Raw genomic sequence first — 17,046 nt, 5'->3', positions numbered from 1 at the left:
CGCTGAGGCTATCGCTGCTCCATAGGCATCGCAACAATTCTAAAACTACAATCTAAAACGATGCGAAGGAGCCGTGTTATGTCAATAGCGACATTAGCGCCGATCACCGCCGACCGCACAGGCACAGTTTTTGTGCATGATGTTATCAGCACGCACGCCCAGCATTCGCCACAGGCTATTGCCATTGCTACCAGCAAATTCAAGTTGAGTTACGCTGAATTCGAACAGCGTACCAATCAGCTTGCTCATTATTTGCACCGCCAAGGTGTGCGCCGTGGCCAGACAGTTGGCGCATGCTTTGAGCGCTCGGTTGAGGCAATGATCGCCGCCGTAGCGATTTGGAAGGCGGGCGCTGTCTACTTACCGCTTGATCCGAGTTATCCCCAAGAACGGCTTAAATATATGTTGGGCAACAGTGGCGCGAGTTTGGTACTGGCGACTCAACTCACCGCCAGCCAGTTTCCTGAGCAACAATTGCATATTTTTGAGCAATTAGCCGCTGAGCTGGCACAACAACCAAGCCATGCTCCCGAACATCAACTTACACCCGACGATCTGGCCTATATCATTTATACCTCTGGCTCGACTGGCAAGCCTAAGGGCGTGCTCGTGCCGCATCGCGGTTTGGCCAATTTGGCGGCTGCTCAAACCGAGCGCTTCGGCATCAACAGCCAATCACGAATTTTGCAATTTGCCTCGCCCAGCTTCGATGCTTCGATTTCTGAGATGCTGACGGCTTTTTTTCAGGCTGCAACTTTGTTTGTAGCCCCAACGAACGATCTTTTACCCGGACCAGATTTATTGACAACCCTGCGTGATCACCACATTACGGTTGCCACCCTGCCGCCTTCAGTCCTAGCGTTGCTCGATCCACGCGACTTGCCCAATTTACAAACCATCGTTTCAGCAGGCGAGGCTTGCACCGCTGAAATTGTGGCCCGTTGGGGCACAAACCGGCGTTTTATCAATGCCTATGGCCCGACCGAAGTCACGGTTTGCGCCACCATGAGCCAGCCTTTGCGCTATGGCATGGCCGTCAGCATTGGCAATGCCATCAGCAATAGCCAAACCTATATCGTCGATGAGCACTTAAATTTGGTCGAAGGCGAGGCGGTGGGAGAATTATTGGTCAGCAGCGTTGGCCTGGCCCATGGTTATCTTGGCCTTGGCGATCAAACTGCCGAGCGCTTTTTGCCCAATCCATGGAGCGAGCAATCGGGCAGTCGCATGTATCGCACTGGCGATTTGGTGCGACGCTTGAGCGATGGCAGCCTTGAGTTTCGCGGACGCATCGATCATCAAATTAAGCATCGCGGCTATCGCATCGATCCAGGCGAAATTGAAATGCTGTTGATGGAATACCCCAATGTGCGCCACGCCGTGGTCACGCTGCATCACGACCATAACCAGACCGAGCGTTTGGTTTCGTATTTGGTGTTACACGGCGAAGTTATGCCCTACTATCGCGATATTTACCGCTATTTGGAGAGCATGCTGCCCAAATATATGGTACCGCTCTCGTATACCGTCGTGAAAGAATTGCCACGCACGCCCAATGGCAAGCTCGATTTAGCAGCCTTGCCTGAACCAGATTTTGCCTTGCTGACCGTTAGTGAAAATTATGTTGCCCCACGCACGCCGCTTGAACAGCAGATCGCCGCGATTTGGGAAAATATTTTGGATACTCCCAACATTGGCGTGCTTGATGATTTCTTTGATGCTGGCGGCCACTCGCTGTTGGCAACCCAAATTGTTTCAGCGATTCGCAGCACGTTTGCGGTGGAAATTCCGCTCTCAGTCTTGCTTGGCGTTGAGCCAACCATCGCCGCCACTGCCCAGTTGATCGAGCAATATCAAATTGCTAATGCCGATGATGCCGAACTTGCCGACCTGTTGAACGAACTCGATGGCCTCTCTGATGAAGAAATTCAAGCCTTGTTAGCTGATGAAGGAGCGCTCACCGCATGAACTTTTTGCTGATTCAGCCGCTTGATTATTTGTTCGTCTCTGGCGGGGCACATAAAGCCAATCGCTTCTTGATGGAAGGCCTCGTCGAGCGCGGCCACAAATGTATCGTGCTCTACCCGCTGGAAGAAAATCGCGAAAAGAATGGCAAAGAAAAGTTGCTCAATCAGCTTGAACAACGCCAAATTCAGGTGGTCGATGCCAGCCATCCCGATATGGTGCATTACCACATGAATGGGGTTGATGTCTATGCCTCAGGCGGCTCACTGAGCTTCTTCACCAAACTCATTCACCGAATTACTAACGAATTTAACATCGATTGGACGATTGTCACCGAAGATCGCTCATTTTTATGGGTCGAGGTGGCGCACGAAGCCAATCCAGGCCGCGCTATTTTTCTCTCGCATAGCCAAGCAACTCTACCATTTGGCCCCGAATGCTTCGTTGACGACCCCACAAAAACCCGTACCTTACAACAAATGGCCGATTTAATCTGTGTCAGCGAATATCTACAACGCTACGCCAAAGAATGGGGCAATCTCGATTCGACCGTGCTGCGCTTTCCATCGTATGGCGCAGGCCCGTTCCCGTTCCTTGCCAACTTCGATCAAGGCGCGGTCACGATGATCAATCCGTCGATGCTCAAGGGCAGCCCAATTTTTATTGAATTAGCCCAGCGCATGCCCGAAGTGCAGTTTGCTGCCGTACCAACGTGGTCAACCACTGGCAAAGATCGGGCGATTCTCGAAGCCCTGCCGAATGTGCAATTTATTCAGCCCTCACCCGATATGAACGAGGTGCTCAAGCATGTCAAGGTGCTGCTGGTGCCATCGCTGTGGGGCGAATCGTTTGGCCAAGTGGTGGTTGATGCGATGTTGCGTGGCATTCCAGTGCTGGCGAGTGATGTTGGCGGCTTGCCCGAAGCCAAACTGGGCGTGGAATATCTGCTGCCAGTCACCCAAATTCGCGAATATAGCAGCATTTCAGCCAAAGTTTATACGGCAATTCCAGTTGTGCCCGCCCAAGATGTTACGCCGTGGGAAACCACCTTGCGCCGTTTGCTGAATGATCGTGAGCATTACAACGATTTGGCGCAACGGTCGCAAGCCGCTGCCCTCAATTTTATCAACAACATTGGCATCGAACATTTCGAACGCTATTTTCTCAACCTGCAACCACGCCAAACTAGCGTCGTGCCAAGCTTGACTCCCGACCCCAAAGTGCAACGAGCCGCCCAGTTGGCAGCCATGCCTGCGGAACAACGAGCGCTCTTAGCTCAACGCTTGAAACAACGCCGAGGTGAGCAAGTATGACCGAAGTCGCACGCCAGCTTGAAGATCTTTCGCCCGAACGCCGCGCCTTGTTGGCCCAACGTTTGCGCCAACGCCAAGCCGCCAAGCCAGTGCCCAGCATTCCAGCGCTGGCCCGCGTCGGCGAACGTCCAGCCTTTGAACTTTCGTTTGCCCAACAACGCTTGTGGTTTTTAAGCCAGTGGCAACCAGAAAGCGCCGCTTATCACATCCCAGCCACATTCAGCATTGCTGGTGAAATTAATATTTCTGTACTGCAAACTTGTCTTGATAAAATTATTCAGCGCCATGAAGTGCTGCGGAGCACAATCGAAGTGCTCAACGACGAGCCAATGCAGGTCATTCAACCATTCCGTAGCCTGAATTTAGAAATTTTAGATCTGCGGAATTTGAGCAACGAGCAGCAAGCCAGCCAACGCCAGCAGCAGATCGAACGCCACAGTCAGCAGCCGTTTGATCTCAGCAAGGATTTAATGCTGCGGGGATTGTTGCTGCACACGGCTGATGATCACGCTGAATTGGTATTGACGATTCATCATATTGCTTGCGATGGTTGGTCGATTGGGGTCTTGTTGCGCGAGCTTGGCCAACTCTATGAAGCGGGGTTACGTGGCGAGCAACTTGAGCTACCAGCACTGCCCATTCAATATGCCGATTTTGCGGTTTGGCATAAACGTTATGTGCTTGAGGAAGTTTATCAGCAACATTTAAATTTTTGGCAAGCACAATTGAACGGCACGCTACCATTGCTCAATTTGCCAACCGACCATGCGCGACCAGCGGTCAAACGCGACCTTGGGGCAACCGTCGAATATCATCTGCCTTGGAGTTTGGTCGAGGCGGTTGAGCGCTTGAGCCGCCAAGAGCGAGCCACGCCATTTATGCTATTTATGGCGGCTTTTCAGGTTTTGCTCTATCGCTATTCGGGCCAAAGCGATTTAATTATTGGTACGCCGATTGCCAACCGCACCCGCCGCGAAATCGAAGATTTAATTGGATTTTTCGTCAATACCTTGCCAATTCGGGTTAATCTGACAGGCTCACCCAGCTTTCGTAGCCTGATTGCTCAAGTGCGCCAAACTTCATTGGCCGCTTTTGAGCATCAAGATATGCCGCTTGAGCACTTGATTGATGTGCTCAAAGTCGAACGCAGTTTGAGCCATAACCCGCTATTCCAAGCCTTGTTTGTGCATCAAACTACCAGCATTCAAACGGTCGATTCAGGTGAATTTGGCTTGCAATTTGGCGGGGCAATTGAAACTGGCAGCGCTAAATTTGATATTAATCTGAATTTAGCCGCCAATCGTGCCACCTTCGAATACAATACTGATCTGTTTGAGCGCAGCACGATCGAACGCATGGCCAGCCATTTCCATAGCTTGTTGGAATATGCGGTGACCAATCCCGATGCCTGCATCGAGCATTTGCCTTTGCTGAGCAGCAGCGAACGCCAACAATTGCTGCAAACCTGGAACAGCACCAGCGCCAATTATCCAGCCGTCGATTCAATTGTGAGTTTGTTCGAAGCTCAAGCGGCGCGAGTGCCAGAGCGCACAGCCTTGCATTTTGAAGGCCAAACCCTGAGCTACACCGAACTGAATCAACGCGCCAACCAACTAGCGCATAGCTTGCATCAACGCGGCATTGGCTGCGATATGCGAGTTGGCTTGTTTATTGATCGTTCGTTGGATTTGTTGGTGGGAGCCTTGGGGATTCTCAAGGCGGGCGCGGCGTATGTGCCAATCGACCCAATTTACCCTCAAGATCGTATCAGCGCCATGCTTGAAGATGGCTCGGTGAGTATGCTGATTACCCACGCCGATCTAGCCGCCGATTTGCCAGCGCTTGATCTTGAGGTGCTTTGCCTTGATGAGGCTTGGCCGACGATTGCCCAAGCGCCAACCCAAAACTTGAATTTGGCGCTTGATCCACGCAGCCTGATGTACGTGCTGTTTACCTCTGGATCAACTGGCCGCCCTAAAGGCGTAGCGATCGAGCACCGCAATTATGTCAATTATATTCAAGGCTTATTGCAACGGATTGAAGCCGAAGATGGCTGGAGCTATGCCTTGGTTTCGACCTTCGCGGCAGACCTTGGCACTACCAACGTCTATGGAGCCTTGTGCAGTGGCGGCGAATTACACATCGTGGCCTATGAACGCGCCACCGATCCCGAAGCCTTTGCAGCCTATTTTCGCCAGCATCGTATCGATGTGATGAAACTTGTGCCCAGCCATTTCGAGGCCATGCGCGGCTTGAAAAACTTGGCCGATGTAATTCCCAAGCAGCGCTTGATTTTGGCGGGCGAAGCCAGCCTTTGGGAGCAACTGGCAGATATTCGCCAACTTCAGCCTAGTGTGCAACTGCAAAACCACTATGGGCCAACCGAAACCACGGTTTCGATGCTGACCTACCCGATTCCCAGCCAACCGCGCTACCCCAGCAGTACCGTGCCACTTGGCCGACCACTGGGCAATGTGCAAATTTATGTGCTCGATCGCCGAATGCAACCAACGCCGCAAGGTGTACCAGGCGAACTCTACGTTGGCGGCGCTGGCGTAGGGCGCGGCTACATCGGGCGGCCCGATCTGACTGCCGAGCGTTTTGTGCCCAATCCATTTAGTGCCGAAGCCGGAGCACGACTCTATCGCAGCGGCGATTTGGTACGCTACCAGCCTGATGGTGCGATTGAATTTTTGGGCCGGATCGATCTGCAAGTCAAAATTCGTGGCTATCGCGTCGAGTTAAGCGAGATCGAAACCGCGATTCAGGCTCAGGCACAGGTTGCCAATAGCGTGGTGATTTTGCGCGAAGACACACCAGGTGATAAGCGCTTGGTCGCCTATATCGTGCCAGAAGCAGGCCAAAGCCTGAATATCGGCAGCATTCGCGAGGCCTTGCGCAATAGTTTGCCCGATTATATGGTGCCAACTGCCTTTGTTGAATTAGATGGATTGCCGTTGAACCCCAATGGCAAAATTGAACGCCGCGCCTTGCCCGCCCCCAGCAACGAGCGCAATCTCGATAGCTATGTTGCGCCGCAAACCGCCACTGAACATGAATTGGCAGAAATTTGGGCCGAGGTTTTGGGGCTTGATCAGGTTGGCATCGACGATAATTTCTTCGATTTAGGCGGCGAATCATTTAAGGCAATTCGGGTTGTGCGCAAAATTGGCAGCCATGTCAGCGTCATGACACTGTTCAAATATCCGACAGTGCGCGAATTGGCCGCTCATCTCTTGGGTGCAAGCAGCGCTGAGAGCGGCGGCATGCTCTATGAATTGACCAAAGCACAGGCTAAACAGCACACCACGATTGTGGCAATTCCCTATGGTGGCGGCAGCGCGATCACCTATCAACCATTGGCCCAAGCCATGCCCAAGGGCTATCGGTTATTGGCCGCCGAACTACCTGGCCACGATTTCAGCCGCCCCGACGAGCCATTGCAAGCCTTAGAAGTGGTGGCAAATCAGCTTGCCAGCGAAATTCAAGCCAAAACCCAAGGGCCAATTGTATTGTATGGTCATTGTGTTGGCAGCGCCATGACCGTAGAAATTGGCCGCTTGTTGGAGCAAGCAGGCCGCGAAGTTCAGGGGATTGTGCTCGGTGGCAATTTTCCGGCGGCCCGCGTGCCAGGCCGCTTCTTTGAATGGCTCAACAAACTTATGCCCGCCGATCGTTGGATGTCGGATCGGACATATCGCGATTTTCTCCGCGCGTTGGGTGGCTTCACCGAAATTGTCGATCAAGCAGAACAAACCTTTGTAATGCGCAGTTTGCGCCATGATGCGCGTGAAGTTGAGCGTTATTTCACCCAAGCCTTTGCCCAAAAACAGCCGCAACAACTCAAAGCCCCAATCGCCTGTATCATCGGCGAGATGGATCGGGCAACCGAATATTACCAAGAGCGCTACCGCGAATGGGAATATTTCAGCAATAACGTCACGTTGCATGTAATTCCCCACGCTGGCCATTATTTTCTCAAACATCAAGCCGACGAATTGGGTCAAATCATCGAGCAACAAACCGAGCAATGGCAACAACCACGATCAATTCAAGCGGCAGTCAAATCAAAATCGCACAAAACCAGCATGCCCAGCCTACGAATCTTCTTTATGGTCGCCTTGGGCCAGCTAGTTTCGATGCTTGGCTCAAGTTTATCGAGCTTCGCCTTGGGCATTTGGATCTACCAACGAACTGGCACAGTCAGCGATTTTGCCTTTACCGCGATTGCCTCAATGCTACCAAGTTTGCTGGTTTCGCCATTGGCTGGAGCAATCGCCGACCGCTGGGATCGGCGCTGGATTATGATTATTGCTGATACAATTTCGGCGCTTTCGACAATTGTAATTGCCATGCTGCTATGGGCCAATAAACTTGAGGTTTGGCACATTTACCTCACGGCGGCGATTAGCTCGATTGCCGGAACCTTCCAGCGCCCAGCGTATGCCGCAGCCATGACCCAACTTGTGCCCAAACAATATCTGGGCCATGCCAACGGCGTGATTCAGCTTGGCTCAGCCACGGGCGGGCTGATTGCGCCGTTTATTGCAGGCGGCATGGTGGCCTTCTTTGGCTTGGGCGGAGTCTTTTTGCTCGACTTCATTTCGTTCAGCTTGGGAATTGGGGTATTGTTCTTGGTACGCTTCCCCAACACACTCTATCACAAGCGCGAGGAGCCATTGCTGCGCGAAATTGTGCGCGGCTGGGAATATATCATCAAGCGCCCAAGTTTAGTGGCGATGGTGCTGTTTTTCGCCTTGGGCAACATCTGGTTTGGCATCGCCAGCATTAGCATGAGTCCGTTGGTACTCTCGTTTGGTGGGCCTGCCGAATTAGGCATTGTCAGCGCAGCTTGTGCCTTGGGCGGCTTCCTCGGCGGCTTATTTATGAGCTTATGGGGCGGCTTGCAGCGCCGCGCCGAGGGCATGGTTGGCTTCGTCATTCTCGAAGGCTTTTTCATTGCCTTAGCAGGGTTGCGGCCTTCGGTATGGTTGGTGGCCTTGGCCATGTTTGGCATGTGGTTTGCAATTTCGCTAGTCAACGCCCACTGGCAAGTGCTCATCCAAACCAAAGTTGGCCTAGAGCTACAAGGGCGGGTGCAAGCAACCAACCAAATGCTGGCCATGCTCAGCATCCCGTTGGGCTATTGGCTGGCTGGGCCGTTGGCCGATAAACTATTTGGCCCTTTGCTCGAAGCAAATGGTGCACTCAGCAGCAGTTTGGGTTGGCTCTTCGGAGTTGGGCCTGATCGCGGGATTGGCCTGTTGATGGTAGTGGTTGGTTTAGGTGCGGCAATTTGGGCCTTGATCGGCTTCAACTATCACCCATTACGCTACATGGAAGATGCCCTGCCTGATGCCATCCCTGACGCTGAAATTGCCAGCGACCGCGATACGATTCAAGCCCAAGCCGATGGTATAATCGCCGTGACGATGAAAGGATGAAGGATGAGGGATGAAGGATGAGGCACTAGGATTCAGGCGATAGGCTATCGGAAACTGGTTAGAAACTTGAGATCCAAAGCCTAGAGCCAATAGCCTACAGCCAATTCTTCCTTCGTGCGCTTCGTGTCCTTCGTGGATCAAATGATCCTATGTTCTATGCTCTATGTTCTATGCTCTTAACTGCTAACACAATCGACATTTGGCTCCTCGACTTAACGCGGCTGCGCCCCCAACGTAGCCGTTTTTGGGCTGTGCTCAACACCGAGGAGCAATCGCGGGCGCTGCGTTTTCATTTCGAGCATGATCAAGTGCGCTACACGATTTGCCGTGGAGCAATGCGCCTGATTTTGGCCGAATACCTTGGCCGCGACCCAAGCAGCCTTGAATTTAGCCAAAACAACTATGGCAAGCCCTTATTGGCCGAGGTCGATTTGAGCTTTAACCTCTCACATGCTGGCAACTACGGCCTACTTGGCCTCAGCCAACTTGCTACCATCGGCGTAGATATCGAAGAACAACGCCAGCTTGACGACTTGGCAGGGATTGCTCAGCATTATTTTGCCCCTAGCGAACGCCAAGCCGTGCTGAATGCTGATGATCAGACTGCTGCATTTTTTCGCTGTTGGACACGCAAAGAAGCCTATATCAAAGCCCATGGCATGGGCCTTTCGTTGCCACTCTCCAGCTTTGCCGTCTCGATCGAACCAGAAATTGCCCAAGCCCTTGAATGGAACCGCGAAAACACCGTCGATCAATGGCATGTTCAGCCGCTCAGTGCGCCTGCTGGCTACGCCGCCGCCCTTGCTTACCCAAGCTCGGAGGACGTAATACTTGTGCAGCAGCGCGAGTGGATGGGAGTGGCTGAGTAAATCGTTGAGGCCCAATTTTTTGTCAAGCCGCCAGCCCTGTGTTAAAATGCGCTATTGCGTTGAGCACGCACTAGCTTGAAGGGCTTTTGATGCAGCGGTTTCGCCAATCTTCGATCATTCTTCTTCTGACCATGGCTTTGTTGGGCCTTGGCAGCCTGTTGATCGCTCAGTGGTTACGCCCCGATCGTTCGCCACGCATCTGGACAGGTGGCAATATTTTGGCTAACGCCGATTGGCAGAGCGCCGCCGATAACGGGATTCCCGATGGTTGGTCGGGCAATGGCCTCAAACGCGCCGATACCACCAATGGCTATGTGCTCGATGATCAATACAGCTTGCAGTTGTATGGGGTCAATAGTTTTGCCCGTTCACCACGCTTAACTGCCCAAGCAGGCCAGCGCTATCGACTAGGCTTTCAGGCCCTGATCGATCCCGGTACGCAGCGCAGCAGTCTGGGCGCACAAATTCAGGTTTGGGTGCATTGGATCGATGCTGCTGGCGATGATATTCGGCTCGATAAACAAACTCCGGTTTTGCTGGGCTTCGATAGCCAAGGCGCAGCCACGTGGACTCCCGTGTTGGTTGAAACTGAACCCAGCCCCAATCAAGCCGCTTGGCTAGCAATTTCCATCCACGCACTTTCTGATGACCCAATTTATCTTGATAATTTGAGTATGGCAGCGGCTGGCATTTACATCGAACCCTATCCACAGGGCGCAATTGCCGCCGTAAGTTTTAGCGTCGATTGGGAAACAGCCATGGGCGGGGCGATTCACTCGCTCAGTTTACCAACCGATGCGATCAGCAGCGCCACGACCTTGGGTTTGCAAGCTCGCCAAGGCACATTCAATTTGCTGGGCTTGTTTGCGCCGCATCAGATTCGCGGCACATGGTTTGGCAATGGCTACAATTTTTTATTCGGCAACCAAGAGCGTCGCACATGGATGGACGATCCAACCTTTGCTTGGGCTGCCAGCACGCCGCGCCGTTGGCAAACCATCGATTGGTCACAAACGCCGTGGTTCAGCTATGATCCCTATGGCACGGTCGAGAGCGATCCAGCCTGGTATTTTGGCGATTTGCTTGAGCCGCTGCGAAATGCTCAGCAAACGATCGAAAGTCATACATTTAGCCATATGTACGTTGGCTTTGCCCATGCCAAAGAGTTAGCCAGCGACAGCAACGAGTGGCAGGCGGTGGCAAGCAGTCAGGGCATCGCACCCGCCAGCAGTTTGGCTTTTCCGTATGGCGGCAGCGATGGTATGACCGAAGCTCACTGGCAAACATTACAAGCCGCAGGCATTCGCACCATCGTGCGTACTCGCGTGCTCGATGCTACCAACCTACAGCGCGGCCTGAATGATCGTCACTTGTTGATCGATCGGCGTTGGTGGCAACCGCGCCAATTGCCAGGCCACGATCTGGTTGCCCTGCCCGATGTTTACCTGACCCCGCAAACCGCTGTGACTGCAACCAATTATTTGCAGCAAGCCATCGCTAGCGGCGGTGTGATCGATATCTATGCCCATAATTACGAAATTTACAACCCTGAGCAAATTGGCGTTTGGCAAACGGCAATTCAACAGGCAGTTGATGCCCAAGCGTGGATCGCCACTGTGCCGGAGATTGCCGACCGCTGGCGAGCACGCCAAACGCTCCAACTTACTATCGAACAAACCCCTGATCAACTTCGGCTTCAGCTCGCCAATCCCAGCCGTTTCGATTTAGCCCAGCTTAGCTTGCGGCTTCCGGCTGAGAGCACTGGTAGTGATAAAGGCAATTTTGATCAGGCTAACCATCGGCTGATTCTTGATTTACCAGCAAACTCCGCCGAGGAGATTACGATATGGCTCAAACCATCAACGCCGCACGTACCGTAAATGGCCAACGTCGTCGGTTGGGCGGCTTTCATTGGTTTTTGTTGTTGCTGACGATTGGCATGACCTTGCTGATTTCAGCGCCAACTCTGTTTTTTCAAACGGTTCAATACGATGCTAGCGCCACGATTCAACTCGATGCCCAGCGCTATCGCAGTTTTATGGCCGAGCAAGCGTTGCAAAATCAGTTGTGCGATGCCAGTCGCAACGTGGTCAAAAGCATTTTGCCCAAATTTGGCAGCAATACCTTTGGCTCAGCCTGCGCCGCGCCCACTGCTGATGGAAGCCTGATCCTGACCGCTCAAGCCACTTCGCCTGAAAATGCCCAAGCTGCCGCCGATTACACCGCCCAAAAGCTGATTCAGCAAATTCGCGCGGCTGGTGGTCGTGATAGTTTGCGCCGTTTGATGGAGTATGAGCTGGGCTTATTGCTCAAAAATCAGCCTGCTAACGATGAGCTTGGGCGACGGTTGCGCGAATTGATCGGTGTGCAAGCCTTTGATTTTTCGCTGCACGCCAGCACTGAGCTGCCAACAATCAACGCCGAAGATTTGAATGATCTGATTCGAGCATTCGAAGTACGCTTTGATCAAATTGCTTTTGAGTTACGGCAACCAGATTTACCAGCCGAACGGGCACGCGACCTCAAAACCGCCCGTGGCTTGATTGGCACAATCCTGACCGATGTGCTCTACTCCGACCCACGCTACCAATCCGATGATAGCCAAATCAGCGCAGCCTATGTCAAACAAGCGGCAATCTTGCCAACCGAGGCCCGTTCGCAAAATTTTGTGCTCAAATTTGGTTTAGCTTTGATTGTTGGGATTGTTGGTGGGATTTTGTTGGTGTTAGCCGATCGGGCAATCGGCATCGTCGATAAAGTTCGCGAGCTGTGGGAATATCGCGAACTCATTCGCAACTTGGTGCTGCGCGATTTACGTTCACGCTACAAAAACTCGGCATTGGGCTATGTTTGGTCGTTGCTCAATCCATTATTGATGATTTCAATCTTCTATTTAATTTTTGGCTTGCTGCTGAATTCCAATATTCGCCATTTTCATATTTTCTTGATGGTGGCGTTATTACCGTGGAATTACTTTATCGGCGGCATGGCGGAAGGCATGATGAGCGTGATCAGCAATGCTAATTTAGTTAAAAAAGTGTATTTTCCCCGTGAAATTCTGCCAATCACCACATTAATTTCCAATTTGGTGAATTTTATGCTGGCCTTGCCAATCATGTTTTTGATTATGTTCATCACTGGTGCGCCAATCAAAGCCACGCTTTTATTGATGCCTGTGATTATTGTGATCGAAAGCATGTTCATTTTGGGCATGATTTTATTCTTATCATCGGTAATCGTGTTTTATCGTGATGTTTCGCATATTATGGGGATTGTGCTGCAATTGTGGTTTTTTATCACACCAGTATTTTATCCCTTAGATAATATTGCCAGTGCCAATTATGCCAAACTGGTGCGTTGGCTCAACCCAATGGCCTCGATTGTCGATTTCTATCGCGATATTGCCTATGGTGGGGTCACCAACATTCCCGATTATCCAACGCCTGGCTTGCCCAGCCTCGATGGAGTTGCCCGAACTGGCCTGACCGCCTTGATTGTGCTGTGTTTCGGAGCCTATGTGTTCAATCATTACAGCGCCCGATTTGGCGAAGAACTCTAAGCGAGGCAATGATGATTATTTTTGAGAATGTTTCCAAGCATTTTACGATCAAACGTGATCGACGTAATAGTATTCAGGAACGGATCGCTGGTTTATTCAAGCCACAAGTGCTGCCTGACGAGGATTTTTGGGCGCTGCGCGATGTCAGTTTCACGATCAATCGCGGCGAAACGGTTGGCTTGATCGGTCATAATGGTTCGGGTAAATCGACCACGCTCAAGCTCATTACGCGGATTTTACAGCCCAACAGCGGCAAAGTGATTGTCGATGGCAGGGTTTCGGCTTTGCTTGAGCTTGGTTCAGGCTTTCACCCCGACCTAACAGGCCGCGAAAATATCTTCTTAAATGGCTCGTTGCTCGGCTTCAATCGCACCGAAATGGCCGAAAAAGTACCAGCGATCATTCGCTTCTCCGAGATGCAAGAGTTTATCGACATGCCCGTCAAGCACTATTCATCGGGGATGTATATGCGCTTGGGCTTTGCCGTGGCGATCAACGTCGATCCCGATATTTTGATCACCGACGAAGTGCTCGCAGTTGGCGACGAGTTGTTTCAGCGCAAATGCTTGGATCGGATTTACCAACTCAAACGGCGCGGCAAAACGATTTTGTTTGTCTCGCATGCCTTGGGCCAAGTGCGCGACTTATGTGATCGGGCGTTATGGTTTCATCATGGTAATTTGATGACCGACAGCGCCCCAACTGAGGCGATCGATGCTTATTTAGCCGAAACCAACCAACGTGATGCCGCACGGATCGAGGCCGAAAAAGCTGCCGAAAACCCTGAACCAGCAGAACAAGCCACCGAAATCGAAACCAAGACCGAAGAAGAAATCGAATTTGATGCGCGGCGTTGGGGCAGTCGCGAGGCCGAAATCTCCAAGGTAGAATTGCTCAATGCTGCTGGTGAAGTTATTCAAACTGCTACTACCGGCCAAGCCTTAACTATTCGCATGCATTATCAAGCCCACCAAGCGATTGAAAAACCGGTTTTTGGCGTGGCAATTCACCATCGCACAGGCTTTCACATCAATGGGCCAAATTCGCGCTTTGCTGGGCTAGAAATTCCCCAAATCGCTGAACAAGGCTATGTTGATTATCAGATCGAAAACCTGCCTTTGCTTGAGGGCAATTATGAACTTTCGGTGGCGTTATATGATCATACCCTGACCCATGCCTATGATCATCAAGACCGTAAGCATGATTTACGGGTGTATGCGGCCTCGATTGGTGAGCAATTTGGCGCAATTTATATTCCTTCGCAATGGTCTTGGCACAAATAAACAATATTACAGTAGCATTTGCTGGTTAATCCCCAATTGTTTAATGCAGGGAGAACTTTATGCTCAAAACTTGGCTCAAACCACAAGAATGGTCGTTTGATCGGTTTCTCCTATGGATTGCTGGATTAATGCTGCTGGGCATGGCGTTGTTAGTTCCGTTACAAAGTGATACGTGGTGGTTATTGCGCACAGGCCAAGATATTGTGCAGCAACGCACGATTATTACGACTGATCTGTATAGCTGGACGAATCAAGGAAATTTTTGGCCAAACCACGAATGGTTAACCCAAACATTGATGTATTTATTCTATGCGATTGGTGGTTTTCCACTATTAGTTGGAATATTTGCTGCTATCATTGTATTTACATGGCATTTAATCTATCGTTCCGAAAAAATCAATCCAAAATTAGCAATTCTATTTCTAACCCTTGGAATTGTAGATAACGCTAAAGGCTGGAGCGTTCGGCCACAAATTATCACAATTTGCTTGTTCGTTCTATTAATCTTAATGATTCAAAACCGTAAATACCATTGGTGGATTATTCCATTTATGCTGATTTGGGCCAATCTGCATGCTGGCTTTGTGGTTGGAATGGTATTAATCGGTATTATCACTGCGGTAAATATTGTCCAGCGCCAAGATGTTGTGCGCTGGCTAGCAATCAGTGCGCTCTCATTTTTGGCAAGTTTATGCAATCCGCATGGCTATGAATTATGGTTATTCACGCTTAATTCACTTGATAGCAGCACCTATGCGTATATTGAAGAATGGCAACCCCAAAAGTTTACTAAATTTGCGAGTTACCCCTATTTCTTACTGGTTACGGTGCTTGGTTTAGTTTGGTATCGACGACGATATAAGCCAAGCACGAATTATGAATGGTTTTTGGTGCTTGCAACGATTTTATTTGGCATAATGGCATTCCGTTCAGTGCGCCAAAATGTCTTTTTTGATGTGCTAGCAGTATTGTTATTATTTAAGATCTATGCAGTAACTCCCTACAAGCCAAGCAAATTGAGTGCCTTTGAGCCAATGCAAGGAGTTATTTTAGGGCTAACGGCAATTATTGCGATTAGCTTAGTGAGTTTTAGTTGGCTTCAACGCACACCATTATTATCACCAGCAATTCTTGATTCAATGAAGAACTGCCCTGGGAATATCTATAATACCTATAATAGCGGCGGCGATTTAATTTGGTATTTGCCAGAACGCCCTGTTTTCATTGATAATCGTTTTGATCCCTATCCAACTGATTTTATGAATACAAGTATGCAAGTTGAAGATAATGGGCAATATCAGCCATTATTTGAACAATATACAATTGAATGTGCTTTAGTTGAAATTGGCAGTCCAATTGGCAAAAACCTACAAGCCGATAATTGGCAAGTAATCAGTCAAAATCAAACCTATCAAGTATTTTCTCGTCGATAGCCTAGATCAATAATAGAACCAAATGCTTGGTTTATTGTTAGGGAGGTTTTGCATGCGTCGATGGTTTTCGATCAGTTTGCTGTTGATTGTAGCAGCATGCAGCACAACCGGAACACCAACCGCCACTGTGCCAGCCCAACCCAGCCCAACCGCCACGCTAGCGGCCAGCCCAACCCTTGCGCCAACTGCGACAACCCAGCCTAGCCCAACCAGCGTGCCAACTGCCACGCCAATCAGCAGCGACCCTCGCACTGGGCGGCCTGCCATGGCGCGAGGCACCCTAACCCAACGGCCCTACATCACCATGATTGATAACTTTCCGGCGGCCTATCCGCAAACTGGCTTGGATCAAGCCGCAATTGTGTTTGAGGCCTTGGCAGAATACGGCGTTACTCGCTATATGGCGGTTTTTACTCCCGAATTGGCTGAGGTTGCTGGCGATTTAGGGCCAATTCGCTCGGCGCGGCTCTATTTCGTGCAATGGGCCATGGGTTTTCGGGCAGTCTATACCCACGCTGGTGGTAGCCCCGAAGGCCTCGAACGCCTTGCCGCCGATGCTAATGATTTGGTAATTGATATCGATTTGGTTAGTTTGGAAAGCCGCCAGATTTTCGATTACTCACGTCGCTCGTTGCAGCGCGAAGCACCACATAATTTGTATACGAGTGCCACTGAAATTGCCCAATATGTTGATGATCGGGCGAGCGATAGCGCCGAGGCCGATGTTAGCGACGTGGGCTTTTTGTTTGTACCAGAGGCTCCAGTGGCTGAGCTGATTAGCACGATCGATTATTTCTTCATCTACCCCGAAGATCCGGCGGGCTGGCGCTACGATTCCGATACCAACGAATATGCCCGTTTGCGACGCGGCACAGCTCACATCGATGCGGTTAGTGGACAACAACTGACCTTCAAAAGCGTTGTAACAATGGAAGTTTTTGAAGCTCCAATCATCGGCGATGACAAAGGCCGCATCGATCAGCAGGTGATTGGCGAAGGTCGGGCGTTGGTTTTTGCCAATGGCTCGCTCCAAGAGGCTACTTGGCGCAAGGATTCCGAATCGGCTCCATTGCGGTTTTATGATCGGAGCAATGCCGAAATCGTCTTTCCAGCTGGTCCAATCTGGATCGCCGCGATGCCCAGCTTAGATAATGTGAGTTATCAGTAGGGACGAGGGATG

General features: G+C 50.8%; 9 protein-coding genes. All 9 read left to right on the top strand.

Annotated elements, in window-relative coordinates:
* Positions 1–78 precede the first annotated feature (78 nt).
* The 9 genes from LCH85_12645 (at position 79) to LCH85_12605 (ending at position 17,034) form a co-directional block, all read left to right on the top strand.
* On the top strand, positions 79–1,968 hold the full coding sequence (locus tag LCH85_12645; GenBank protein ID MCA0352838.1) for a non-ribosomal peptide synthetase: 1,890 nt from the start codon (positions 79–81) through the stop codon (positions 1,966–1,968).
* Entirely contained in the window at positions 1,965–3,278 is a 1,314-nt protein-coding gene (locus tag LCH85_12640; protein MCA0352837.1) for a glycosyltransferase family 4 protein, read from the top strand. The genes LCH85_12645 and LCH85_12640 overlap by 4 nt, the downstream gene beginning before the upstream one ends.
* The gene (locus tag LCH85_12635) at positions 3,275–8,722 is read left to right on the top strand and encodes an amino acid adenylation domain-containing protein (GenBank protein ID MCA0352836.1); all 5,448 of its coding nucleotides are present in this window, start codon (positions 3,275–3,277) and stop codon (positions 8,720–8,722) included. The genes LCH85_12640 and LCH85_12635 overlap by 4 nt, the downstream gene beginning before the upstream one ends.
* A 170-nt stretch (positions 8,723–8,892) precedes the next feature.
* A complete protein-coding gene (locus LCH85_12630; GenBank protein MCA0352835.1) occupies positions 8,893–9,591 on the top strand; it encodes a 4'-phosphopantetheinyl transferase superfamily protein in 699 nt (232 codons plus the stop codon).
* 89 nt (positions 9,592–9,680) lie between these two features.
* Positions 9,681–11,471 (top strand): hypothetical protein, encoded by a 1,791-nt coding sequence (locus LCH85_12625; protein MCA0352834.1) that lies wholly within the window; start codon positions 9,681–9,683, stop codon positions 11,469–11,471.
* Positions 11,438–13,150, top strand: coding sequence for an ABC transporter permease (locus LCH85_12620; GenBank protein MCA0352833.1), 1,713 nt, complete (start codon positions 11,438–11,440; stop codon positions 13,148–13,150). Before LCH85_12625 ends, LCH85_12620 begins: the two co-directional genes overlap by 34 nt.
* A gap of 11 nt (positions 13,151–13,161) precedes the next feature.
* Entirely contained in the window at positions 13,162–14,433 is a 1,272-nt protein-coding gene (locus LCH85_12615) for an ABC transporter ATP-binding protein (protein MCA0352832.1), read from the top strand.
* 59 nt (positions 14,434–14,492) lie between these two features.
* Positions 14,493–15,866 carry a hypothetical protein gene (locus tag LCH85_12610; protein ID MCA0352831.1) on the top strand — a complete coding sequence of 458 codons (1,374 nt, stop codon included), beginning with the start codon at positions 14,493–14,495 and terminating at the stop codon, positions 15,864–15,866.
* Between the two features lie 52 nt (positions 15,867–15,918).
* The gene (locus LCH85_12605; protein MCA0352830.1) at positions 15,919–17,034 is read left to right on the top strand and encodes a DUF3048 domain-containing protein; all 1,116 of its coding nucleotides are present in this window, start codon (positions 15,919–15,921) and stop codon (positions 17,032–17,034) included.
* The last annotated feature ends 12 nt before the right edge of the window (positions 17,035–17,046 follow it).

The sequence above is a fragment of the Chloroflexota bacterium genome, assembly GCA_020161265.1.
Lineage (GTDB): Bacteria > Chloroflexota > Chloroflexia > Chloroflexales > Herpetosiphonaceae > Herpetosiphon.
This window is presented reverse-complemented; position numbering and strand designations above follow the sequence as displayed.